Annotated in this window: 26 protein-coding genes; 7 read left to right on the plus strand and 19 right to left on the minus strand. The window is 36.9% G+C overall.

The window, feature by feature from the left end; genetic code table 11:
- Position 1 precedes the first annotated feature (1 nt).
- From G580_RS11190 to G580_RS09430, 3 genes are read left to right on the plus strand one after another with little or no spacing between them, the layout of a single operon-like run.
- Positions 2–841 carry a Nif3-like dinuclear metal center hexameric protein gene (locus G580_RS11190; RefSeq protein WP_028840639.1) on the plus strand — a complete coding sequence of 280 codons (840 nt, stop codon included), beginning with the start codon at positions 2–4 and terminating at the stop codon, positions 839–841.
- The gene (locus G580_RS0100860) at positions 817–1584 is read left to right on the plus strand and encodes a zinc ribbon domain-containing protein (RefSeq protein WP_028840640.1); all 768 of its coding nucleotides are present in this window, start codon (positions 817–819) and stop codon (positions 1582–1584) included. The genes G580_RS11190 and G580_RS0100860 overlap by 25 nt, the downstream gene beginning before the upstream one ends.
- Positions 1565–2200, plus strand: a complete 636-nt coding sequence (locus G580_RS09430; RefSeq protein WP_051172917.1) for an L-threonylcarbamoyladenylate synthase — start codon at positions 1565–1567, stop codon at positions 2198–2200. The genes G580_RS0100860 and G580_RS09430 overlap by 20 nt, the downstream gene beginning before the upstream one ends.
- A 1-nt stretch (position 2201) precedes the next feature.
- Here the strand turns inward: G580_RS09430 and G580_RS0100870 are convergent, their stop codons facing one another.
- The 14 genes from G580_RS0100870 to tpx all read right to left on the minus strand — a co-directional run bounded on the left by G580_RS0100870 (position 2202) and on the right by tpx (position 12298).
- Positions 2202–2402 carry a hypothetical protein gene (locus G580_RS0100870; RefSeq protein ID WP_028840641.1) on the minus strand — a complete coding sequence of 67 codons (201 nt, stop codon included), beginning with the start codon at positions 2400–2402 and terminating at the stop codon, positions 2202–2204.
- Between the two features lie 86 nt (positions 2403–2488).
- Positions 2489–4090, minus strand: coding sequence for an L-aspartate oxidase (gene nadB / locus G580_RS0100875; protein WP_028840642.1), 1602 nt, complete (start codon positions 4088–4090; stop codon positions 2489–2491).
- Positions 4091–4095: 5 nt separating this feature from the next.
- Positions 4096–5418, minus strand: a complete 1323-nt coding sequence (locus tag G580_RS0100880) for a cofactor-independent phosphoglycerate mutase (RefSeq protein WP_028840643.1) — start codon at positions 5416–5418, stop codon at positions 4096–4098.
- A 13-nt stretch (positions 5419–5431) separates the two neighbouring features.
- Positions 5432–6142 (minus strand): twin-arginine translocase subunit TatC, encoded by a 711-nt coding sequence (gene tatC / locus G580_RS0100885; protein WP_028840644.1) that lies wholly within the window; start codon positions 6140–6142, stop codon positions 5432–5434.
- Positions 6120–6428 (minus strand): Sec-independent protein translocase protein TatB, encoded by a 309-nt coding sequence (gene tatB / locus G580_RS09435; RefSeq protein ID WP_051172919.1) that lies wholly within the window; start codon positions 6426–6428, stop codon positions 6120–6122. The genes tatC and tatB overlap by 23 nt, the downstream gene beginning before the upstream one ends.
- Positions 6429–6431: 3 nt before the next feature.
- Positions 6432–7544 carry an alanine racemase gene (gene alr / locus G580_RS09440; protein WP_083960770.1) on the minus strand — a complete coding sequence of 371 codons (1113 nt, stop codon included), beginning with the start codon at positions 7542–7544 and terminating at the stop codon, positions 6432–6434.
- 2 nt (positions 7545–7546) lie between these two features.
- Complete coding sequence (locus tag G580_RS11825; RefSeq protein ID WP_051172924.1) at positions 7547–8110, minus strand: NAD(P)/FAD-dependent oxidoreductase; 564 nt, start codon at positions 8108–8110, stop codon at positions 7547–7549.
- Positions 8083–8466, minus strand: coding sequence for an NAD(P)/FAD-dependent oxidoreductase (locus G580_RS11830; RefSeq protein WP_051172926.1), 384 nt, complete (start codon positions 8464–8466; stop codon positions 8083–8085). The genes G580_RS11825 and G580_RS11830 overlap by 28 nt, the downstream gene beginning before the upstream one ends.
- Positions 8467–8483: 17 nt before the next feature.
- Positions 8484–8672 carry a DNA gyrase inhibitor YacG gene (locus G580_RS0100905; protein ID WP_028840645.1) on the minus strand — a complete coding sequence of 63 codons (189 nt, stop codon included), beginning with the start codon at positions 8670–8672 and terminating at the stop codon, positions 8484–8486.
- A 21-nt stretch (positions 8673–8693) separates the two neighbouring features.
- Complete coding sequence (locus G580_RS10870; RefSeq protein ID WP_342665133.1) at positions 8694–9302, minus strand: universal stress protein; 609 nt, start codon at positions 9300–9302, stop codon at positions 8694–8696.
- 5 nt (positions 9303–9307) lie between these two features.
- Positions 9308–9655 (minus strand): hypothetical protein, encoded by a 348-nt coding sequence (locus G580_RS0100915; RefSeq protein ID WP_028840646.1) that lies wholly within the window; start codon positions 9653–9655, stop codon positions 9308–9310.
- Entirely contained in the window at positions 9648–11048 is a 1401-nt protein-coding gene (argH, locus tag G580_RS0100920) for an argininosuccinate lyase (RefSeq protein WP_038041181.1), read from the minus strand. Before argH ends, G580_RS0100915 begins: the two co-directional genes overlap by 8 nt.
- A gap of 111 nt (positions 11049–11159) precedes the next feature.
- Positions 11160–11771: an NAD(P)H:quinone oxidoreductase gene (gene wrbA, locus G580_RS0100925; RefSeq protein ID WP_028840648.1), complete on the minus strand. Its 612-nt coding sequence runs from the start codon at positions 11769–11771 to the stop codon at positions 11160–11162.
- 5 nt (positions 11772–11776) lie between these two features.
- On the minus strand, positions 11777–12298 hold the full coding sequence (gene tpx / locus G580_RS0100930; RefSeq protein ID WP_028840649.1) for a thiol peroxidase: 522 nt from the start codon (positions 12296–12298) through the stop codon (positions 11777–11779).
- Between the two features lie 258 nt (positions 12299–12556).
- Here tpx and queC point away from each other — a divergent pair, with 258 nt between their 5' ends.
- The 4 genes from queC to G580_RS10875 all read left to right on the plus strand — a co-directional run bounded on the left by queC (position 12557) and on the right by G580_RS10875 (position 16655).
- Positions 12557–13246 (plus strand): 7-cyano-7-deazaguanine synthase QueC, encoded by a 690-nt coding sequence (gene queC, locus G580_RS0100935; RefSeq protein WP_038041183.1) that lies wholly within the window; start codon positions 12557–12559, stop codon positions 13244–13246.
- A complete protein-coding gene (locus G580_RS09455) occupies positions 13239–13589 on the plus strand; it encodes a YkgJ family cysteine cluster protein (protein ID WP_038041185.1) in 351 nt (116 codons plus the stop codon). Before queC ends, G580_RS09455 begins: the two co-directional genes overlap by 8 nt.
- A 61-nt stretch (positions 13590–13650) precedes the next feature.
- Positions 13651–14064: a Fur family transcriptional regulator gene (locus tag G580_RS0100945; protein ID WP_028840651.1), complete on the plus strand. Its 414-nt coding sequence runs from the start codon at positions 13651–13653 to the stop codon at positions 14062–14064.
- A gap of 167 nt (positions 14065–14231) precedes the next feature.
- The gene (locus G580_RS10875) at positions 14232–16655 is read left to right on the plus strand and encodes a diguanylate cyclase (RefSeq protein WP_051172930.1); all 2424 of its coding nucleotides are present in this window, start codon (positions 14232–14234) and stop codon (positions 16653–16655) included.
- Position 16656: 1 nt separating this feature from the next.
- Here G580_RS10875 and G580_RS0100960 read toward each other — a convergent pair whose 3' ends face one another.
- Genes G580_RS0100960 through fliG form a run of 5 tightly spaced genes read right to left on the minus strand, consistent with a single transcriptional unit; the run spans position 16657 to position 20742 of the window.
- Positions 16657–17244: a MotE family protein gene (locus G580_RS0100960; protein ID WP_028840652.1), complete on the minus strand. Its 588-nt coding sequence runs from the start codon at positions 17242–17244 to the stop codon at positions 16657–16659.
- Positions 17245–17676 carry a hypothetical protein gene (locus G580_RS0100965; protein WP_028840653.1) on the minus strand — a complete coding sequence of 144 codons (432 nt, stop codon included), beginning with the start codon at positions 17674–17676 and terminating at the stop codon, positions 17245–17247.
- A gap of 1 nt (position 17677) precedes the next feature.
- Complete coding sequence (locus tag G580_RS0100970) at positions 17678–18985, minus strand: FliI/YscN family ATPase (RefSeq protein WP_028840654.1); 1308 nt, start codon at positions 18983–18985, stop codon at positions 17678–17680.
- Complete coding sequence (locus G580_RS0100975; RefSeq protein WP_028840655.1) at positions 18975–19739, minus strand: FliH/SctL family protein; 765 nt, start codon at positions 19737–19739, stop codon at positions 18975–18977. The genes G580_RS0100970 and G580_RS0100975 overlap by 11 nt, the downstream gene beginning before the upstream one ends.
- Positions 19732–20742, minus strand: a complete 1011-nt coding sequence (fliG, locus tag G580_RS0100980; protein WP_028840656.1) for a flagellar motor switch protein FliG — start codon at positions 20740–20742, stop codon at positions 19732–19734. Before fliG ends, G580_RS0100975 begins: the two co-directional genes overlap by 8 nt.
- Positions 20743–20747: the final 5 nt, after the last annotated feature.

A 20747-nucleotide genomic window follows, 5' to 3' on the forward strand; every position in this document is an offset into this window, starting at 1 on the left:
TATGTCTTTAAAAACGAGAGATTTTTACAACTTTTTAAATCAGCTTGCTCCACTTAACATAGCAGAACCACAAGATAATAACGGTCTACAGGTAGGGTCTTTTGAAGATGAAGTTTGTGGGGTTCTTTTGGTTGTAGACCTTACCTCTAAAGCCATAGATTATGCTTTGGGAAATCAGCTTAATCTTATCATAAGTCATCATCCTTTTATTTTTAAGCCTCTAACCCAAATAATAAAAGAAGACCCTAAAGGCCATCTTATCTATCGGTTAATCCAAGAAAAGATAAACCTTATCTCATGGCACACACCATTAGACAAGATAGAAGAAGGGGTCTCAGAGGCAGTCATAAGGGCTTTAAATCTCAAAGGAGAACGGTTTATCTCTTTGCAAGAAAAAAATCAAAAAGTTTTTGGATTAGGAAGGGTTGTATATTTAAAAAAATCTATTAAACTGCAAGACTTAGCTAAAAAATTAGGAAAAGTTCTAAAAAGTTGGGTGATGGTGGTAGGAGACTTAGAGACCCCTATCAAAGCTTTTGGGGTATGTGGAGGTTCAGGGGCTTTTTTAAAAGATGAGCTTAAAAACTTAGGAATTAATACCCTGATAACCTCAGACGTAAAATATCACGTAGCAAAGGATTCTTTAGAAGAGGGGTTTAACTTTATCGTCGTAGACCATGGAGTAGCAGAAGGTTTGGTGCTTGACTGGTTAAAAACATCTCTGGTTAAATTCATAACCTCTTATAAGCTCAATCTAAAAATAGAAATTTTTAGAGAACCAAGTCCATATCAAATATTATTGGCGGAGGAGAATAGATGCAAGAAGAAATTCTGCGATTGATAGAGCTTCAAAACTTAGACTTAGAAATCTTTAAGATAGAAAAAGCAGTACAAGAAATACCTCAAAGTCTTCAAAAAGCACAAAAAGAAAAAGATCAGTTGTTCAACAAAATAGAACAGTTTAAAAACCTGATAGAAGAAAAAACCAAACAAAAAAACCTTTTTGAAGAGGAATTAAAACAGGAATACCAAAGGCTTAAAAGCACTCAGGCAAGATTAGTCCAGATAAGAGGTACCAGAGAATATCAACTTCTCCTAAGGGAAATAGAAGAGATCAAAAAGGCTAACAAACAAAAAGAGGAAGAAATTCTAAAGCTGATGGAAGAGATAGAAAAGTTAGAACAAGAAAAAAGAAAATTAGAAGAGGAGTTTGTCAAGGTAGAAGAAATTTTTAACCAGGAAAAACAAAAGTTTGATGATTATTGTAACCAGCTAAACTTGGAAAAAGCCAAACTTATAGAACAAAGGTTAGGTTTAAGTAAAAAAATACCTGCAAGACTCTTGAGAAAATATGAACTTCTAAGAGAAAGAAAAGGGGGAATAGGAATAGCTCCGGTTGATAACTATGTGTGTGAAGGATGCCATATGGCCATACCTCCGCAACTCTATAATGAGATCCAAAGAGACAACAGATACTACGAATGTCCCCACTGCAAAAGACTGATCTTTTTTAAAAAGTTTTACCTACTTGAAGAATCTTCTGAACCAGCCTTAGAAGAAAAAGATGCCTCCTCAGCTTCTTAAACTTAAAAAAGACCTTTCTAATCTGGAAGAAATTGCTAACCAGACTGCCCAGTTTTTAAGAAAACAGGCTGTAGGTGCTATTCCTACAGAAACCTTTTATGGGCTGGCTACAGACCCTTTTTCAGATAAGGCCTTAGAAAAACTCTTTTTACTCAAAAATAGGCCTCAACACAAACCAATCCTTCTTCTTATAGAAGAAAGAGAACAGCTTTACTTTTTAGTAGAAGAAATTCCTCCGATTGCAGAGAGACTTATAGAAAAATTCTGGCCAGGACCTCTAACCATAGTTTTTCCAGCCAAAAAAAACCTTTCTGATTATCTAACCTCAGGAACAGGAACCATCGGGATAAGGCTTTCCTCTTCCCCAATAGTAAAGGCCATCGTCAAAGCCTTTGGTAAACCTATAACCGGAACCAGTGCTAACCTTTCAGAGAAGCCTCCTTGTTCTTCTCCTGAAGAAGTTATACAACAACTTCCAGGCCTTGATTTTATCGTAGATTATGGTTATTTAGAAGCTACTTCTCCATCTACCGTAGTTTCTGTGGTGAACAATCAGCTTTCTTTGATTAGGGCTGGTGCTATACCTTTTAAAAACATCTTAAATCTATTTCTCTAACCTACTCCTCAGTAAGTTCTAATTCTATATATGAATGGCCACACTCATAGCATTTAACATCTAATGTCCCCTCTAAAAGGGCCACATAAAGGATATCTCCCCCACATACTTTACATATCTCTCCTACATTTTCCTCTTCTATTGCTTTTATAATATCTTCCTTTAACTCTTCTGGGATATCTGGGTCAAAAATAACCTTCACCCTAACCTCCTGCACGCTCAATTTTTATTAATCTTATCAAAAATTTTCATTTTGTAAAGCTAATTTTCGTCAATTTTTTAACTTTTTTATTTAATTTTTGTAAGAACTGTTTCTTTTAGATACTCTACCCTTTTTTCAGGATAGTCTATCAAATAGTGAGTACCTCGAGATTCCAGCCGGACTTGAGCAGACTTTATGATGATCTCAGCCACCATACACAGATTTTTGAGTTCCATCACGTCAAGGTTTAAGTAAAGTCCTTCCCAGTTGGCTTCTATTTCTCTTTGAATAAACTCAAGTCTTTTCTTAGCAAACTCCAACATCTTCAAACTTCTTATTATACCTACAAAATCCCACATCACCTTTCTTATCAAATCCCAGTTATGAGAAATAAACACCATCTCTTCCTTAATTTCTTTTATGATAGGGTCTTTTATCTTAGGTAAGTTAAAGGAAGTTTCCCTGATTTCAGGCCAAAGTTCTCTGATTTTAAGACTTGCTTGATGAGCAAAACATATGCCTTCTAAAAGAGAATTAGAGGCTAATCGGTTTGCTCCATGAAGACCTGTATAGGCACATTCCCCCACGGCAAAAAGGTTAGGGATGTCAGTCTGCCCCCAAAGATTGGTATAAATCCCTCCACAAAGATAATGAGCAGCAGGGACTACAGGGATAGGCTGAGAGGTAATATCTATTCCATATTTCAAACAAGTTTCATAGATCTGTGGGAACCTCTTTTTTACATAGTCCGAAGGTAAATGGGTGATGTCAAGGTAGACGCACTCAGCCCCGGTCTTTTTTAACTCCATGTCTATAGCTCGGGTCACCACATCTCTTGGGGCTAATTCTTTTCTTACCGGATCGTATTTATGCATAAACCTTTTCCCTTCAGCGTTAAGTAAAACCGCTCCCTCTCCTCTTAAGGATTCTGAAATAAGAAAGTTTTTAGCTTTTGGATGATAAAGACAGGTGGGATGAAACTGAATAAACTCCATGTTAGCAACCCTACATCCTAAGGAATAAGCCATCGCAATCCCATCACCGGTTGAGGTATCAGGATTACTGGTGTAAAGATAGACTTTACCCACCCCTCCAGTACAAAGTACTACCACCTTAGCGAGTATTATCAGAGGTTTGGATTGATTAAGGTCAAGTACCAACCCTCCTATAACCTTAGGACTTGAAGTTCCTCTTTTTTTGTCCACAAGAATCTTTACTACAAAATGGTTTTCTAAAATTTCTATATTTTGTTCTTCAAAAACTCTTTCAAGCAAGGTCTTTTCTATAGCCCTTCCTGTATAGTCTCCTACATGAAGGATCCTTCTTCTTGAATGACCTCCTTCAAGGGTTAGATGGTATTTTTGAGGATTTTCAGGGTCTCTGTCAAAAAGAACCCCCCAGGTTATAAGATCTTTTATCCTGTCAGGAGCAGACTTGACCACAAACTCTACGGTCTCTTTTTTACATATTTCGTCTCCTGCTATCATCGTATCTTTAATATGTAAATCAAAACTATCATCTTCTCCCATAACACAGGCAATTCCACCTTGAGCAAGAGAGGTTGCTGTTTCAAAAACCCTTTTTTTAGCAAGCACAGTAATATGTCCTAAATCCTTTAATTTCAAAGCTAAACTTAAACCTGCAATACCTGTACCTATGATCAAAACATCGGTTTTTTTTATCTCCATTTCTTTTATTCCTCTTTTTGAGATTCTATTTTGGGTTTTCTCTGAAGTAAAATTTCGATAAGTTCTGGCCCGGATTTTATGTAATAAGGGGAACGATAGGCTTCTTTTTCACAAAACTTTAAGTCCTTTTTCTTTTCTTTATCTCTTACAGAATCAAAAATCGCAAAAGGTACAGGCTTTGATGAATGGGTCCTGATAGAAATAGGTGTGAGATGGTCACAACAAACAAGAATTCTATATTTATCTGTAATCTCTATAATTCTTTCCATAAAATATCTTACAACCCTTCGGTCAAACTCATTTATGGCTCTAATCTTTTTTTCAAGAGAACCTTCATGAGAAACCTCGTCAGGAGCCTCTACATGGATCACCACAAAGTCATATTCCTTTAATGCTTCGACTGCATAATCTACCTTACCTTCATAGTTGGTATCTAAATATCCTGTTGCCCCTGGCACGTTTATAACCGACATCCCAGAAAGTACAGCCAACCCTTTTATCAAGTCTACGGCTGAAATCACCGCACCTTTAAGCTGCCATTTTTCCTCAAAAGGTTCTAAGGTCGGAGTCCTACCCTGTCCCCAAGGCCAGATAGCATTAGCAGGAAGAAGATTTTCCATCTTCCTTCTCTGATTGATAGGGTGTTTTTCTAAAATCTCTATAGCTTTTAGAATATAATCCTTTAAAAAAGGTTCCTCATCATAGGAACTAAAGGCAAACCACACGTTTTTACCTAAAAGATCATGAGGAGGGTAAGTATGCAAGCCACCGGAACCTCCTCTCCAGATCAAAATATGTCTATAGCTGACTCCAGGTATAATTTCTATCTTTTCGTTAGAGATGTTCCGATTGATGGCCTCAATCAACTCTACAGCCTCTTCTGTAGAGATATGCCCAGCAGAATAGTCTTCCATGATAAGTTCTTCCCCTTCAAGCTTAAGGGTTACCAGATTACATCTATAGGCTACATCTTCAGGTTTTAGGACAATTCCACGGCTCGCGGCTTCTATAGGCCCTCTTCCAGTATATTTTTCTTCTGGAGGGTAGCCTAAAAGCCCCATAATGGCTACGTCTGAACCTGGATGCATTCCTGGAGGAACGGTCTGACAATGTCCTATCATACCGTAAGAGGCTATAAAATCCATACCAGGAGTGATAGCTACCTCAAGAGGAGTTTTCCAGTCGAGTTCTTGAACCGGAAAATCTCCCATACCGTCTCCTATAATCATAACATACTTATAACCTTCTAAACTTTCTTCCTGCAACTCTTTCCCTTCTAAACTATGGTGCTCCAGATCTACCACTTCTTTTTTCCTTTTCCTTCCCATAAAAAACCTCCTGTTAAAAAATCTTAGCTAAAACAAAAGATAGTTTAAAAAATAAGAAAAAAATCAAGGTTAACAAGACCTGAGAAAAAAAATCCGTAGGTGCAATCAACAGAGATATCCCATAAAAAAAACCAAGAAAATAAACCCTCCGTTTTTGGTAAAACTCTTTGGTAATGATTTCCTCTTTAATAAGCAAGGCAAAAAGCAAAGGAAGTTGAAAAAACACTATCGAAAAAAGAAGAACCCTTAAGATAAAAAATAAAAAATAGTTAATCTTTAGATTGGCTTCGAAGTTACTTCCAAAAAACAGAAAAATCTTTATAAGAAAGGGAACAAACACCAAATATCCTACACAAAGCCCGATCAAAGCCAGTCCTAAAGAAAGAAAAAAAACCTTTCTAAAAAAAACCTTCTCAGGCTCGTAAAACTCTGAAGAAATCACCTTCCAAACCTTTAAAAGGAAAAAAGGTAGAAGCACGATAAGAGCCAGATAAAAAGAGGCACGCAATAAAACAAAAAGAGCCTCTTCTAAGGAGGTAAAGACTAAAGGCTGTCCTTGAATGACCTTAAAATAAGGAAAAAGTAGATAAGGGAACAAATAAGGTAAGGCTAAAAAAAAACCTAACCACAACCCTAAAAAGATTAAGCCATAAAGGATTATCTCTCTCCTTAGTTTAGCTAAAACATCTACCGCTAAAATTTTAGGAAGGTTTATCTTGCTCATCTTTTCTATCAAAGACTTTAAAAGGTTCTTGAGAAATTTCTTTTATAGGAACGTCTATCACCGAGGTTGCCTCTTCTTTTAGATGTTCTATCTCCTTTTTAGCCTCAGTCAACTCCTTTCCAACCTCATCAACCTCAAGTTCTCTTTTAATCTCTTCTATACTTTTTCTAAGCTCTATAGAAAGTTTAGCCAAAAATTTACCCAGTTCAGGTAGCCTCTCAGGACCAAGAACTATAAGTGCAACCAGAAAAAGGACCACCAATTCTGAAAAACCTATGTTAAACATAACCTAATCCTGCCTGTATTCCCTGGGGATAGACCTTCCTAAGCTACAAAAAAGCTCATAACAGATAGTCCCACCAAGGGCTGCCAACTCCTCTGCAGGAACCTCTCGATTTTTTCCACCAAGAAGGATGACTTCTTCTCCTACCTGAGGACTTTCAACCCAGGTTAAATCCACATAAAGAGCTTTCATAGAGATAGTCCCTACTACCTTAACCCTCTGATTTCTAAAAAATGCAAATCCCTTGTTCCCTAAACTTCTCAAATAGCCATCTCCATAACCTACAGGAACTACCCCTAAGAGGGTCTCTCTCTCTGCTTTAAAGGTAGGACCGTATCCGGCATACTCTCCCTTACGCAACCTCTTTAACTCCACGATACGAGACCTTAAGGTCATCACAGGATGTAGCTTGATTTTATCTCGTGCAGAAAGGTCTGGATAACCTCCGTAAAGACTAACCCCTGGTCTTACTAAATTTCCCTTTTCAGATAAAAAGATAATCCCTCCTGAGTTTGCAAAATGAATAAAAGTGGGATTGAGGTTGTTTTGCTTGAGTAATTCTAAAGCTTTTTTAAAATTAGCAAGTTGGAGCTGGGTTAGTTCTGAATCAGGTTTTTCAGAACAAGAAAGATGTGTCATTAGCCCTGTTAAGAATAAAAAATCGGTGTTTTTAATTTTTTCGATGAATTTCGGGAGGTCCTCTATATCCAACCCAAACCTATGCATTCCTGTGTCTACTTTCAAATGAAAAGCCACCTTTTGCTGTCTTTTTTTAGCCTCCTCCTCCAGCCACTCTAAGGACTCAAAGCTGGTAACCACCGGAGTTATCTCAAGTTCAAACATATAGGTTAGCCAGGTTTTTTCAAACCCAGAAAGCAACAACAAAGGTTGGTTAAAACCAGCCTGTCTTAAAAGAAAAGCCTCCTGAGGCTCTGAAAGCCCAAAACCCCAAACATCCTCTTCTGAAAGGATTTTAGCAACCTCTATAAGCCCATGCCCATAGGCATCACTTTTAATAACAGGAAGAACCTTGGTGCCTTTAGGTAAAAAACTTTCTAAGGCCCTTAAGTTCTTTTTTATGTTTTCTAAGGAGATTTCCAGCTTTTTATACCAAAAAATTTTTACACCTCCTTTAGGTTCTTTAAAACCTGTTTTACATAATCAGAGGCAGAAAGCCCTGCTACACATCCCTCCCCTACAGCCTTAGCCAACTGTAAAGGAGGGCCTGTAAGGTCTCCACAGGCAAACACTCCTTGGACGTTGGTTTGCATCTTTCTGTCTACTTTTACATAACTAAACGTCTCAGGGTCAAGCTCGATACCAATAGGAGCAAGAAGTTCTATCGGACCTTTGGCACCTATCTCTATAAAAATCCCGTCTAACTCCAACTGAGTTCCATCATCAAACACAACCCCTTTTACCTCGTTATCTCCCATGATTTCTACAGGTTTTTTACTTAAAATCTCTATACTTACAGCTGTTAATTCAGAAAGGAATTCTTCAGGTATAGGTTTTAACCCATAAAAATACACCTTATCTGCAAACTTTTTCAGGATTTTAGCCCCATGGATCGCAGCACTACCGTCTCCTATAACCAACACCTTCTTTCCTCTATAAAACCAGGCATCACAATCAGCACAATAAGAAACACCTTTACCTACAAACCTTTCTTCCTGTCCAAACACCTTTTTTTCCTCTTAACTCCCATAGCAAGGATAAGTGAAAGGGAGGTGATCTCCCTTTCCTTTTCGGTAATCAGTTTAAACCCTAAGTCTAAAGGTTCTATAGTAACCACATCTTCTAAAATAAGTTCTATCCCAAACTTTTTAACTGCCTTTAAACCTTCTTCAAGTAAAAACTTACCGTCCACCTTTTCAGAAAACCCAAAATAATTCTCTATATGTGCCGACCAAAGAGCACTTTCTTCGATTTTTCCTAACAAAACCACCCTATGTTTCCTTCTACCAACGTGCAATCCCGCCTGAATTCCAGCAGGGCCTACACCAATGATGGCAATCTCATAATCATAGTTAAATGTCATTGTTTATGCTCCATCTTTTATTCTTTTTTGTCTACGTAAACTTCCTCTTGAGGTAAAGCATTCTCCAGCCATTCCTTTTCTTCTTTTATTTTATACTCCTCCTTTAACCAGTTGTAAAGGTCTACGAATTTACATTCCTTAGAACAAAAAGGACGATAGGGATTGTTTTCTAACTTTATCTTTTTATGACAGATGGGACATTTCATTGTTTTTTACCTATGCTTGATTTATATTACCAACCAAACCGCCCGGTCCTCAAAATAGGTAGTTACTTTATGACTTACTGAACCTAAGAAAAACTTGGTTAACCCTCCTCTTCCTCTTCTTCCAAGCACTATGTTAGAATAGTTTTCTTTTTTAGCCATCTTGATGATCTCTGCCGCAGGCCCCAAAAACCCTCTTTTCATCACAAGTCTAATTTTTTCCTCAGGCAAAACATTTTCTAAAATAAGATTGTTAGCTTTGGTTAGAAAATCCTGATATTCAGGATGTTTTAACTCCTTTAAAGCTTCAGAAAAACTACCTTCGAAACTTTTCTTAGAGGAAAAAGGATAAAAAATGTGAAAAAAAGTAATCTCTGCCTCTGGATGAAAAGAAAGAATAAAACTTATATAATCAACCACCCTTAAACCCATCTCTCCAAGGTCTAAACCTACTAAAAATTTTTTATTCCATTGTTCTCCTCTGATTAACCAAATTGGTAGACAACACTTTTCAAGTAATCTATGGGTTACTCCCCCTATAAAATAGGTGCTAAGCTTAGAAAGACCTCTTCTTCCTACCACAATACCGTCAAAAAGGTTTTCCCGAGCAATCCTTAAGATATCTTCTGCCAGATGCCCTACCCGAAATTGAACCTTAAAAAAACCTTTCCCCTGACATACTTTTCTAAAGAACTAACCACGTTTTTTAACTCTTTTTCTGTATTAAAAAAAACTTCACGAGCTTTTTTTTCTATCTCATCTTCTCTCTTAAACTTCTTCATCAAACTTGTTTCCCACTGGGATGAAGTTTTGTCTGGATGTTCTATTAGTTTAAGGACCGTTATGTTTAGCTCGGTTTGATAAAAAACCTGTTTTAAATAGGCTAAAGCACGATAACTTGATGGACTACCATCATAGCAAAGTAATACATGAGGAATCACCTTGCTAATTTCTTGTCTTTCTTCAAGTTGGGTTTGATTAAACATTAAACTTTTCAGAAAGGTCTTTTTTAGCAGATTCTATCGCTTGTTTTACCACGTTAAAACCTGTCCCACCCAAAATCTCTCTTCTTTTTATAGCATTTTCTATAGTAAGCCAGTTATACACATCTTCTTCTATCCTATCAGAAAAGGTTTTAAACTCAGAAAGGGTTAAATTTTCTAAGTTCTTTTTCTCTTTTTCTGCATAATAAACGATCTGTCCGGTTATATGATGAGCCTTCCTAAAGGGGATACCTTTATTTACCAGATAGTCGGCAAGTTCGGTAGCTAAAAGATACCCTTGGGAAAGGTGTCTTTCTATGTTTTCTTTCTTTAGGATTAAACCTGAGACCATCAAAGACATAAGCCTTAAACATTGCCAGGTAGTCTTAACAGCCTTAAAAACAGGAGGTTTATCTTCTTGCATATCACGGTTATAGCTTAAAGGAAGACCTTTCATCAAACACCAAAGTTGGTTAAAGGCTGCATTTACCGAAGAGGCCTTTCCACGAATAAGCTCAGCCCCATCAGGATTTTTCTTTTGAGGCATAAGAGAACTTCCGGTACAAAACCTGTCAGGAAGGTCGATAAAGGAAAATTCAGGGCTCATCCAGATGATAAGCTCTTCACACCAACGAGAAAGGTCTAATATTATAAGACTTAACACAAAAAGAAGCTCTAAGGCAAAATCCCTTGAACTAACTGCAAAAACACTATTTTGGGTTGGCTCTACAAAACCAAGTTTCTCTGCAAGCTTTTTTCGGTCTATCCCAAAGGCACAACCTGCGAAAGCAGAACTACCAAGAGGACAAATCTTTAGCCGTTTCTCATAGTCTTCTAACCTCTGAAAATGATATTTCATCATCTCATAGTAAGCCATGATCCAGTGAGAAAAAAGAACTGGCTGGGCATGCTGAAGGTGGGTAAAACCAGGCATGATAACTCCATAATATTCCTCTGCCTTATCTACAGTCGCTTGCATCAAACCTTTTAATTCTATCTTTATTTCTTTTACCCGGTCAGCTAAATACAGTCTGAAATCTGTTACCACTTGCTCGTTTCTGCTTCTTCCTGTATGAAGTTTATAAGCCACCTCTCCTATTTTTTCAAAAAGGGCCTTCTCTATATTCATATGAACGTCTTCATACTCTTTCCGAAAGACAAAGGCTCCTGCTTTTATTTCTTCCTCTATTTCAAGAAGACCTTTTTTGATAGCAAAACATTCCTCTTCTAAAAGAAGCCCTGCCTCTTTCAAAGCCTCAGCATAGGCAAGGCTTGCCTTGATCTCATACAAGGCTAACTCATGGTCAAAAGAGATGGATTCTGAAAATTCTTCGAAAAATTTATCAACTTCTTCTTGAAACCTACCACCCCAAGGTTTTGCCTCAATCCCTCCCATGACTTATCTATTTTAACCTTTTTTTAAAAAAAGCAAACATAAAATATTTCTCCTTTTTTGTTTTGAAAACCTTAACTCTATCTAATCTTTTATACGTTTGTATAAAATATTTTAAGTTTTTTGGAGCTTTAACCCTATTTCTGCCAACCTTTTACCAAAGGCTCTTAAGATCGCTCTTTCTTCTTCGTCAATTTCTCTAAGATTATCAGGACCTGCAAGATGTCCTGGACCATAAGGAGATCCACCACCTTTGGTATAGAATAACTCCTTAACAGAATATGGAACCCCTACAAAAATCATTCCTAAATGAAGTATGGCCGGAAGTAATGAAAATACGGTCATCTCTTGTCCACCATGAGGAGTAGAGGTAGAAACGAAAATCCCTGCAGGTTTACCTTCTAAAGCCCTTTCTAACCACAAAGGCGTAAGTTTATCTATCTGGTTTTTTAGTTGAGCAGAAACCACCCCAAACCTGGTAGGAGTCCCGAAAGCAATAGCTCCAGCCTCCCGAAAATCTTCTAAACTCACTAAGGGTATGTGCTTTTGCATCTCTTTTCCCTTTCTAATATCCTCTCTTGAGGAGATAATTTCTTCTGGTATAAGCTCAGGAACTGTTCTTATAACTGGTTCTGCCCCAGCGACAAGCTTTACCCCTTCTGCTATCTCTAAAGCCATTTTATAAGTATTCCCATAAGTACTATAATACACTATTAAAACTTTCATATTACTTATCCCTCTTTAATCAAATTATTAACTACTTCCAGAGCTTTTTGATAATCAGGTTCGTTAGTAATTTCCGGTACTATTTCTATGTATCTAACAGTGTTTTCTCTATCTATTATGAAAATACTGCGAGCAAGTAGTCTAAGTTCTTTTATAAGAACACCGTAGTTTAATCCAAAAGATGCCTCTCGATGGTCAGAAAGGACTAACACCCTTTCTATTCCTGCACCAGAGCAAAATCTCGCTATAGCAAAGGGTAAATCCATGCTTATGTTTAAAACTACAATATCTTCTGAAAGCTTAGCGGCTAATTCGTTAAATTTGCGTGCTTGCATATCACATACAGGGGTATCAAGAGAAGGGGTAACACTAATCAGCTTGATCTTCCCAGTCAAATCCTTTAACGTCACCTCTTTTAACTCTTGATTCAATGCAACAAAATCAGGAGCTTTATCACCCACCCTGATCTCACTACCTACCAGAGTTAAAGGATTCCCCATAAAATAAACCAAACCCTTTCTTTCCATAAAAACCTCCTTTTTTTTAAATTAAAATATTTATTATTTTAAAAATAAAATCAAAAAATTGCAAGTTGAAGTTTTTTTGTTTTTGAAATATGTTATTATAGAGGTCTATAGACTCTGTTTAAATTTTTCAGTTTATACTTTTTAGCAAACTTTAAAATACCATCGGTTGTTTTTTTTCGTTTTTTTTGTTGTTGAAATTCGAGGGTAATATGCTAAAATAAATAAACTTCCAAAAAGTTTTTTATTCTTGAGGTTAAAATGTCCTTGAATAACCATAAAAATAAAAAAGATGATCTTGCATTAGTTTTGTTAAGTGCCGGGATGGATAGTGCTGTATGTGCAAGTGTTGCAGCCAAAAAACATGCCTTGGCTTTTCTACATTTTCAATATGGGCAAAAGGCTGCTAAAAAAGAACTTAAATGTTTTTACCGGTTGGTTGACCACTTTAAACCTCAAAAATATTTAGTAGTAGAACTACCTTTTTTTAAAATAATCGGTGGTTCAAGCCTTACCGCAGAGGAAATTGAAATTCCTGAGACTTCAAACACACAAGAAATTCCTTCTACCTACGTACCTTTTAGAAACGGAGTATTTTTAAGTTTGGCAGTAGCCTGGGCTGAGGTGATAGGGGCAAAGAAAATCTTTATAGGAGTAAACGAAGTAGATTTTTCCGGGTATCCAGACTGTAGAAACGAGTTTATAAAGGCCTTTAATCAGGCAGTAAACCTTGGAACCAAACCTGAAACTAACCTTACCATAGAGACTCCTCTTATAAAACTTTCCAAAAAAGAAATTGTAGAGCTTGGTATAAAACTTAATACCCCCTTTCATCTCACCTGGTCTTGCTACAGACAAACGGAAAAAGCCTGCGGAAGATGTGAGTCTTGTCAAATAAGGCTTAAAGCCTTTAAAGAAGCCGGTATAGAGGACCCGATAGAATATGCTTAAGTTAGAAAGTTTTACCTGCCAACGTTGTGGTACCTGTTGCCAAGGAGAAAGCACCGTCTCTTTAACTCAAGAAGAAATTCTTAGAATAGCACAGTTTTTAAACCTCCCAGAGGAAGTCTTTAGAGAAAAGTATACGGTTAAGGTCGGGAAACACAGGGTTGAGATGAAAACCAAGGATGGTTATTGTATCTTCTTTGATAAAAAAGAAAAACTCTGTACGATACATCCGGTAAAACCTAAAAAATGTAAAGAATGGCCTCTGATAGAGGCTCTATCCAAAGAACCTTCAACCTTAGAAACATTGAAAAATTATTGTATAGGAATTAAAATTTTACAAATTTAAATCTTGAATAAATTAAAAAATGTTTTAAAATAATAAAAATAAGTTGTTGAGGTGAAGAAAAATGGATGAAAAAAAGTTAGAATTTTATAAAAGTTTAGGAATAAAACTAACCCCTCAAAGGATTGCTATCCTGGAATACTTAGAAGGAAACAAGGAACACCCTTCAGCAGAAGACATATATAACTCCTTAAAGAAAAATTTCCCAAGCATGTCTTTTGCCACTGTTTACAACACCTTAGACGTGTTGGTAAAAAAGGGACTTATTAAAGAGATCATAGTGGACCCTTACAAAAAAAGATTTGATGCCTTTACCCATAACCATCATCACTTTGTTTGCAAATATTGTAAAAAGGTTATTGATCTCTCTCAAGAAATAAAATTTCCGTTACCTAAGGAGATTCAAAAATGTGAGGTAGAAGACTTTCAAATAGTGTTTATCGGGCTTTGTCCTGAGTGTAAAGATAGAAAAAACTAAAGGTTAAACTTTTAGTTTTTAGTAAAGCAAACCTTCGAAGCCTCCTATGTCATGTTTTTTTCTGATGACTATGTTTATTTAGTACAACTTTTACCTCCTAAATTTCTCTTGCCTTTTTTATTTTTGGTTATAAATTTTTTTGATGAAACCTTAAATTAGGGTTATCTATGGTTTTTACCGAACTTTTGGCATGTTTAATCCCTAAACTTGCTCTAACCATCACCGGAAGTGATACCTTTAAAGAAGTCATAGAAAAGATGAAACAGACAGGAGAGACCTTTGTGGTCCTTTTAGAGAACCATTTTCCCACAGGAATCTTTACAGAAAGAGACCTGATAAAATGTTTAGCAGCAGGTATTCCCTTAAACGAAAAGGTCAGAAACTTTGCCAAAAAAAATCTGGTAAAAATACGAGAAGACCGTCCGTTAGCAGTAGCCCTTACCATCATGATAGAGTATGGTATAAGAAGGCTGATAGTGGTAGACCAAAAGGGAAAATATCGAGGGATAATAACCCACAAAGATATCTTTGAAATTTTAGACCCAGAGCTTTTCAAAAAAGAAATCACCGCAGCCCATTTTACTAAAAACAAACCTTTTTACTATCTTAATCCTAACCATACTTTACAGGAAGCCTTAAATTTGATGGTAGAAAAAAACATAGGAGCTATTCCTATAGTCGATGAGGATGGAAAACCTGTAGGCATACTTACTGAAAAAGATTTTATCTTTAAACTGGAGTTGAGCAATCTTTCCGAAAAAATTGGTAACGTAGCCTTAAAAGAGGTCTATACAGCTTCTAAGATTGAACCTATTTCACAGCTAAAACTTAAGTTTAAAAATCTTAAGGTCAACCACTTAGTAATTGTCGATGAAGAGGGTAAGGCTGTAGGTATCATCTCTACTCGGGATTTATTAGGTATGGCTAAAGAAACCTATGCCTCTTACATGGAAAATAAGTTCAAACAAGCCAAAGACTTACTTTATATACTCCCTGAAATAGTGCTTGAGATCTTAGACTTAGGGTATGAACAGGTAATATACTGGGGAAGTGCTAAAGCTCACGAAATCTTTGGGAAAAAGATAGACGAAAAAAGTGTGCTTGAGATTTTTGACCAAGAAGACTGGTACCGTGTATTCGGCAAACTAAAAAAACTTAACAAAGTCCATAAAGAAACCATAAAAAGTTTAAACGGACATATTTTTGAGGTTTCAGGCTCATACCTTAAACTTCACCTCGAAGGGGAAGGTAAAATCCATCTTGTTTTAAGAGATATCACCTATAACCATCGGTATTTAACCGAATTAAAATCCCATGCAGAATTTATCCAAAACCTGATCAACTCTATCGACAGTTTAATTTTGGTGGTAGACCCTGAAGATGGAACCTTTAAGTTTTATAACCATACAGTGTTTTCTTGTCTTGGTTATGATAAAGAAGAGATGGATTATAAAACCATCTATGACATCGTCTATTGGCCTTATCAACAAATAAAAACCAACCTACAGATGGTAGCCAACGAAGGAAAAGAAATAAAAGGAGAAAGGCTTTATCTTTCTAAGACCGGAGAGAGAATACCGGTAGAAACCTATGCCTTTAGGTTGATCCTTGACAAATCTTATGTTGCGATCTCAAGCAAGTTAAAACCAATCTATCAACTTGAAACCCTTAACAAAGAATTAACACTTTGTAAATCTCAAAAAGAAGCCCTTTCTGTTCTCTCTAAATATCTCTTAAACTTTATAGACACCCTTCAATTTTTGGAAATATCTCCAGAAACAGGGGAGATCCTTTCAACCTATATAGAAGGAGACCAAGATCTGTGGAAAGGTTGCATAGACAATAAGGCTAACGAATGTAAGGCTTACAGCAATGGTATTTTGATAGAAAAGGCAGAAATACTTTGTACAAATGTCAAAGCTGAAAAATATTTAGACTTCTTTTGTTATCCTTTGATTTTAGAAGGAAGGGTAGTAGGGGTCTTTAGCCTTATAAGAAAGTTGCCTTTAAATAACCTTGAAAAAGAAAATATCAAAAAGATGCTTAGCAACTTTTCTTTTTACTTTTTTAACCTCTATCTTATCAACAAACTAAAGGAGTTATCGCATACCGACTACCTTACCAAGATTTATAACCGGCTTTTTCTGCAAGAAGTCTTGAAAAAAGAATTCAGTATTTGGAAAAGGAAAGGAGGAACCCTTTCTATCATTCTCGTAGACATTGACAACTTTAAGGCTGTAAACGACAGGTTTGGACATTTTAACGGAGACCTCATATTAAAACAAATAGCTACCATACTTAAAAACAATATAAGGGAGATGGACATACTCGGCCGATGGGGAGGGGAAGAATTCATGATAATCCTTCCTTATACTTCTAAGGATGAAGCCCGTAGACTGGCTGAAAGGCTTAGACTTATCATCGAAGGAACACCCATTAATTTAGACGATAATACCATAAACATCACCGCAAGTTTTGGTATAGCAAGCCTACCTGAAGACACCGATAGCTTAGATGATCTATACAAAATAGCAGATCAAAGGCTTTACAAAGCTAAAAATCTGGGGAAAAATTTGGTAGTCTTTGAATAATCTATTCTTTACCTTCGTTACCTGAAATAGCCTCTGAAATAGAGGCTGCTTTATCTGGCGGCATAGCGCTTAAAATACTTGCTACCTGGGAGCTTTTCAGCTGGGAAAGGATTTTAACAGCCATATCTTTGTCCATGTTTATCAACATGTCTGCAGCTTTAGAAGGTTTCATCTCAGAAATAGCCTTGACTAAAAGTTTGGTCCTTTCATCCTGGACTGCCTGGATCCTGTTTAGTTTTTCCTCTACCGAAGCCTCTAACTCTTTTAAAGAGGTTAGTTGTTCCTGGATACGGGCTTCTAAAAGTTTCAATTCCTCTTGTTTTAACCTTAACTCCTTTTCTTTATCACTAAGCCTTTGCCTTTCTACCTGTAGAAAATCTGCAAAATCAGGAGGACAACCTGCAGGTAATTTCTCTTCTTTTGCGCTTAACTCATACACATGCACCCCAAAAACCAGTAAAGCTAAAAATAACTTAAAAATCCCTAAACAAAACAAAACCAAAAAAAGATTTTTAGTTCTGTTAAGAAACCTCATGCTTTCTAAAGGTCTTAACCCTTTCTTTAGAATTTCCTCAAACTTATTTTTCATCTACTTTCCTCTTTTAAGCATCATCAGGTCATCCATCTGCCGATAAAAATTTTTTAAACTTTCTTCATAAGAAAGTCTGTAAGTTTTATCCCTTAAAACCTCAGTTACCCTTTTTTCTTGATGGGTTTGCCTCAACTCCTCTAAAAGTAAGTCTAACTCCCTTTTTTGAGCTTCTATTTTTTCTTCTAACTGTTCTTTTATCGAAAAAAAGATTTCTAATCTTTCTAAATAGGCTTTTAATTCTTCTGCTGTTAAGACCTTTTTTGTCTGTAAATCTTTAAGATCTTCTTCTTTTTCCTTTATCATTTTTTCTTTTTCTGCCAAAAGGCTTTGATAAACCTGCTTAGCATGTGACATCTTAGCTTTAGCTTGTTCTTCCTTTAGTTCCTTATACCAAGCTAAGGTTTTGAAAACCTTAAGTTTGTTTTTCATTTTATCCTGCTAAAACATTCTTGAGAAGTGTTAGAGAAGCACCTAAATCATACTTTTCGTCTAAATTTTGTCTTAAAAATTCTTTTAAAGGTTTTATCAAAGATAAAGCCCTATCTATTTCAGGGTTAGAGCCTTTTATATAGGCACCTATGTTAATCAAGTCTTCGGCTTTTTTATAGGTAGCAAGCACAGAAATGGTTTGATAGGCCAATTCTAAATGTTCTTTGGGGACGATGTCCTTCATCAACCTGCTTATGCTGGCAAGGACATCTATCGGAGGATAATGCCCTTCATGAGCCAGGTCTCTGGAAAGGACAATATGGCCATCTACGATACTTCTGACTGCATCTGCGATCGGGTCGTTAAAATCATCTCCTTCAACCAGCACTGTGTAGATACCGGTGATGTCTCCTCCTTCAACCTTAGCCCCTGCCCTTTCAAGCACCTTAGGAAGCATAGCAAACACAGAGGGGGTATAACCTCTGGCAGTAGGAGGTTCTCCTGAGGCTAATCCTATTTCTCTTCCTGCCATACAAAACCTGGTAAGGGAATCCATAAGCAAAAGTACCCTTAAACCTTTATCCCTAAAATATTCAGCCAAACTCATAGCATAATAAGCTGCCCTTATCCTCATAGAAGGAGCCTCATCAGAAGTGGCCACAACCACCACTGATTTTTTAATACTCTCCCTTAAGTCCCTTTCTATAAACTCTCTTACCTCTCTTCCTCTCTCTCCTATCAAGGCTATCACGTTAACATCAGCCTCTGTATACCTTGCGATCATACCAAGCAAGGTACTCTTTCCAACCCCAGACCCTGCCATGATAGCCATCCTCTGGCCTCTTCCTATCGTCAAAAGGGCATTGATTGCCTTTATCCCTACGTCTAAAATTTCTTTTATAGGAGCTCTTTCCAAAGGTTTTAAAGGTTCTCCATAGAGAGGATATAAGTCTGAAGCCTTTGGAGGTAAGCCTTGATCTAAGGGTTCTCCTAAGGCATTAACTATCCTTCCTAAAAATTTTTCTCCTACCGGGGCATAAGAAGACCCTAAGGAATAAACCTTAGCCCCGACCTCTATCCCCTTTAATTCTCCTAAGGCTGTAAGGATAAAACGATTATCGTTAAAACCTACTACCTCTGCCAAAAATCTCTTTTCTTGGCCTTCAACCTTACAAAGGTCTCCTACCTTTAAAAAAGGCCCTGTACTTTCTACAGTCAACCCTAACACCTTGGTAACATAGCCATAAACCTCAAAAGGTAGAATATTATCTAACCTTTTTAAATAAACCTCTAAATCTTTAACCCTCATCCCTAAAAAGCTCCTCTAAAAGCCTTTCCCATCTCTTTTCTAAGGTGGCATCGACCACGCCTAAAGCAGTTTCTATAAACACCCCACCCTTAGAGATGTTAGGATCAGCGATAAGATTGATTTTCGAGGAAGGACCAACTAATTGAGGAAGATTTTCCTCTATAAAAACAAACTCCTCAGGGTTAACCTTCAAAGTAATTTCTATCCCTTCAGCTATATAATTTAAGGCCTCTTTTATCAAGTGAAGCGTGGTTTCTTTTTCAATGGTTATTTCTTTTAAAACCATCTTTTGGGCAATCTTTAACGCTAAGGTTAAAACCTCTTTGTCAAGGTTTAAAACAAGAGTTTGGGCCTCTTTCGCTAAATTTTTTAAAAATTCGGAAACTTCCTCTAACTTAAGCTGAAATTCCCTTTTTAGGGTTTCCTCTAACTCCTGATATTTGGTCTTTAGCTCTTCCTCAACCTTGACCTTTCCCTCTTCATATCCTCTGATTAATCCCTCTTGATATCCAACTTGAAACCCCTCGGTTTTCCCTAATTCAAATCCCTGATGATATCCATTTTCATAAGCCTCTTTAAGCCTTTGTTCTAACAACTCTTCTGAAGAAACAGTAGAGGCTTTTTTGTTAGAAGCTTTGTTGGTTTCTTCCCGTTCTTTAAGGATAGACTTAAAACTTTCCTCTTCTGAGGGAGTTAGATCTGGAGTTAAAAGCTCAAAGCAAGAAATTTTATGGCTCTTAAGTACCTTAGACAAACTCCTCCTCACCTTTACTAAGGATGATCTTACCTTCTTGCTCTAACTTTTTAGCCACCCTGATGATGTTTTGCTGAGCCTTTTCTACTTCACTAATCCTTACAGGACCCATCATTTCAAGCTCTTCTTTCATAAGGTCTGCTGCTCGTTTACTCATGTTCCGGAAGAACTTTTCTCTGATCTCAGGTGAAGCCCCTTTTAAAGCCAGTTTCAAATCATCAGTAGAAATCTCTCTAAGCAAGGTTTGAATAGCAAAGTCGTCCACGTTGAGAAAGTCTTCGAACGTAAACAGATATTTTCTGATTTCTTCTGCTAAGGCTGGGTTTTCGTCTTCTATCTCACTTAAGATTTCATCTTCCAGTTCTCTTCCTGCATGTGAAAGAACCTCTGCTGCTTTTTCTGGTCCTCCGATTTTTTTACCCAAAGCTCCTCCCACACTCTGAAGTTCACTTTCTAAGGCATCACTTATCTCTTTAACGATCTCTGGGTCTACCTTGTTTAAAAGCGCTATTCTTAAAAGTACTTCAGCCCTAAGCTTGTCAGGGAGAAACTGTAAAACCTGTCCTGAAAGTTCTGAGTCTAAGTGAACCAAGATGATGGCTACAGTCTGAGGATGCTCGTTTGACAAAAAACTCGCTATAGTTTTTGGGTCAAGTTTCTTAAGCTTTTTAAAGGTCTCAGGACCTATTTCTTTTTTAATCTCCTCAAAAATTTCTTTTCCTTTTTCACCATAAGCCTTGATAAGTGACTGTTTCAAAAACTCTTCAGGAGAAATGGTCACATCTCCTAACATTTCCTTAGCTTCGATATTAGCCTCTTCAAGTACTTTTCTTACTGCTTCAGCAGGGATGTACTCAATCCTTGCCATCTCTATACCGATACGTTTTATGTCGTCTTCGTCTAAATATTTATAAACCTGAGAGGTAAACTCATCTCCCATCAACATGAGGAAAATAGCCGCTTTTTGAGGACCTGTAAGCTTATCAGGGTCTATCTTAGCCATAACCT

Source organism: Thermodesulfobacterium hveragerdense DSM 12571, assembly GCF_000423845.1.
Taxonomy (GTDB): domain Bacteria; phylum Desulfobacterota; class Thermodesulfobacteria; order Thermodesulfobacteriales; family Thermodesulfobacteriaceae; genus Thermodesulfobacterium; species Thermodesulfobacterium hveragerdense.

What these genes read in the sequence shown, in the direction of transcription:
- argH (WP_038041181.1), bottom strand. Translation starts at nt 11,048, where the DNA reads ATGGGAGGGATTGAGGCAAAACCTTGGGGTGGTAGGTTTCAAGAAGAA.
- G580_RS0100905 (WP_028840645.1), bottom strand. Translation starts at nt 8,672, where the DNA reads ATGAAATGTCCCATCTGTCATAAAAAGATAAAGTTAGAAAACAATCCC.
- G580_RS0100860 (WP_028840640.1), top strand. Translation starts at nt 817, where the DNA reads ATGCAAGAAGAAATTCTGCGATTGATAGAGCTTCAAAACTTAGACTTA.
- G580_RS0100880 (WP_028840643.1), bottom strand. Translation starts at nt 5,418, where the DNA reads ATGGGAAGGAAAAGGAAAAAAGAAGTGGTAGATCTGGAGCACCATAGT.
- G580_RS0100965 (WP_028840653.1), bottom strand. Translation starts at nt 17,676, where the DNA reads ATGAAAAACAAACTTAAGGTTTTCAAAACCTTAGCTTGGTATAAGGAA.
- queC (WP_038041183.1), top strand. Translation starts at nt 12,557, where the DNA reads ATGTCCTTGAATAACCATAAAAATAAAAAAGATGATCTTGCATTAGTT.
- G580_RS0100945 (WP_028840651.1), top strand. Translation starts at nt 13,651, where the DNA reads ATGGATGAAAAAAAGTTAGAATTTTATAAAAGTTTAGGAATAAAACTA.
- fliG (WP_028840656.1), bottom strand. Translation starts at nt 20,742, where the DNA reads ATGGCTAAGATAGACCCTGATAAGCTTACAGGTCCTCAAAAAGCGGCT.
- G580_RS09430 (WP_051172917.1), top strand. Translation starts at nt 1,565, where the DNA reads ATGCCTCCTCAGCTTCTTAAACTTAAAAAAGACCTTTCTAATCTGGAA.
- G580_RS0100915 (WP_028840646.1), bottom strand. Translation starts at nt 9,655, where the DNA reads ATGTTTAATCAAACCCAACTTGAAGAAAGACAAGAAATTAGCAAGGTG.
- wrbA (WP_028840648.1), bottom strand. Translation starts at nt 11,771, where the DNA reads ATGAAAGTTTTAATAGTGTATTATAGTACTTATGGGAATACTTATAAA.
- G580_RS0100970 (WP_028840654.1), bottom strand. Translation starts at nt 18,985, where the DNA reads ATGAGGGTTAAAGATTTAGAGGTTTATTTAAAAAGGTTAGATAATATT.
- tpx (WP_028840649.1), bottom strand. Translation starts at nt 12,298, where the DNA reads ATGGAAAGAAAGGGTTTGGTTTATTTTATGGGGAATCCTTTAACTCTG.
- tatB (WP_051172919.1), bottom strand. Translation starts at nt 6,428, where the DNA reads ATGTTTAACATAGGTTTTTCAGAATTGGTGGTCCTTTTTCTGGTTGCA.
- G580_RS11190 (WP_028840639.1), top strand. Translation starts at nt 2, where the DNA reads ATGTCTTTAAAAACGAGAGATTTTTACAACTTTTTAAATCAGCTTGCT.
- G580_RS09455 (WP_038041185.1), top strand. Translation starts at nt 13,239, where the DNA reads ATGCTTAAGTTAGAAAGTTTTACCTGCCAACGTTGTGGTACCTGTTGC.
- tatC (WP_028840644.1), bottom strand. Translation starts at nt 6,142, where the DNA reads ATGAGCAAGATAAACCTTCCTAAAATTTTAGCGGTAGATGTTTTAGCT.
- G580_RS0100960 (WP_028840652.1), bottom strand. Translation starts at nt 17,244, where the DNA reads ATGAAAAATAAGTTTGAGGAAATTCTAAAGAAAGGGTTAAGACCTTTA.
- G580_RS10875 (WP_051172930.1), top strand. Translation starts at nt 14,232, where the DNA reads ATGGTTTTTACCGAACTTTTGGCATGTTTAATCCCTAAACTTGCTCTA.
- nadB (WP_028840642.1), bottom strand. Translation starts at nt 4,090, where the DNA reads ATGGAGATAAAAAAAACCGATGTTTTGATCATAGGTACAGGTATTGCA.
- G580_RS11830 (WP_051172926.1), bottom strand. Translation starts at nt 8,466, where the DNA reads ATGACATTTAACTATGATTATGAGATTGCCATCATTGGTGTAGGCCCT.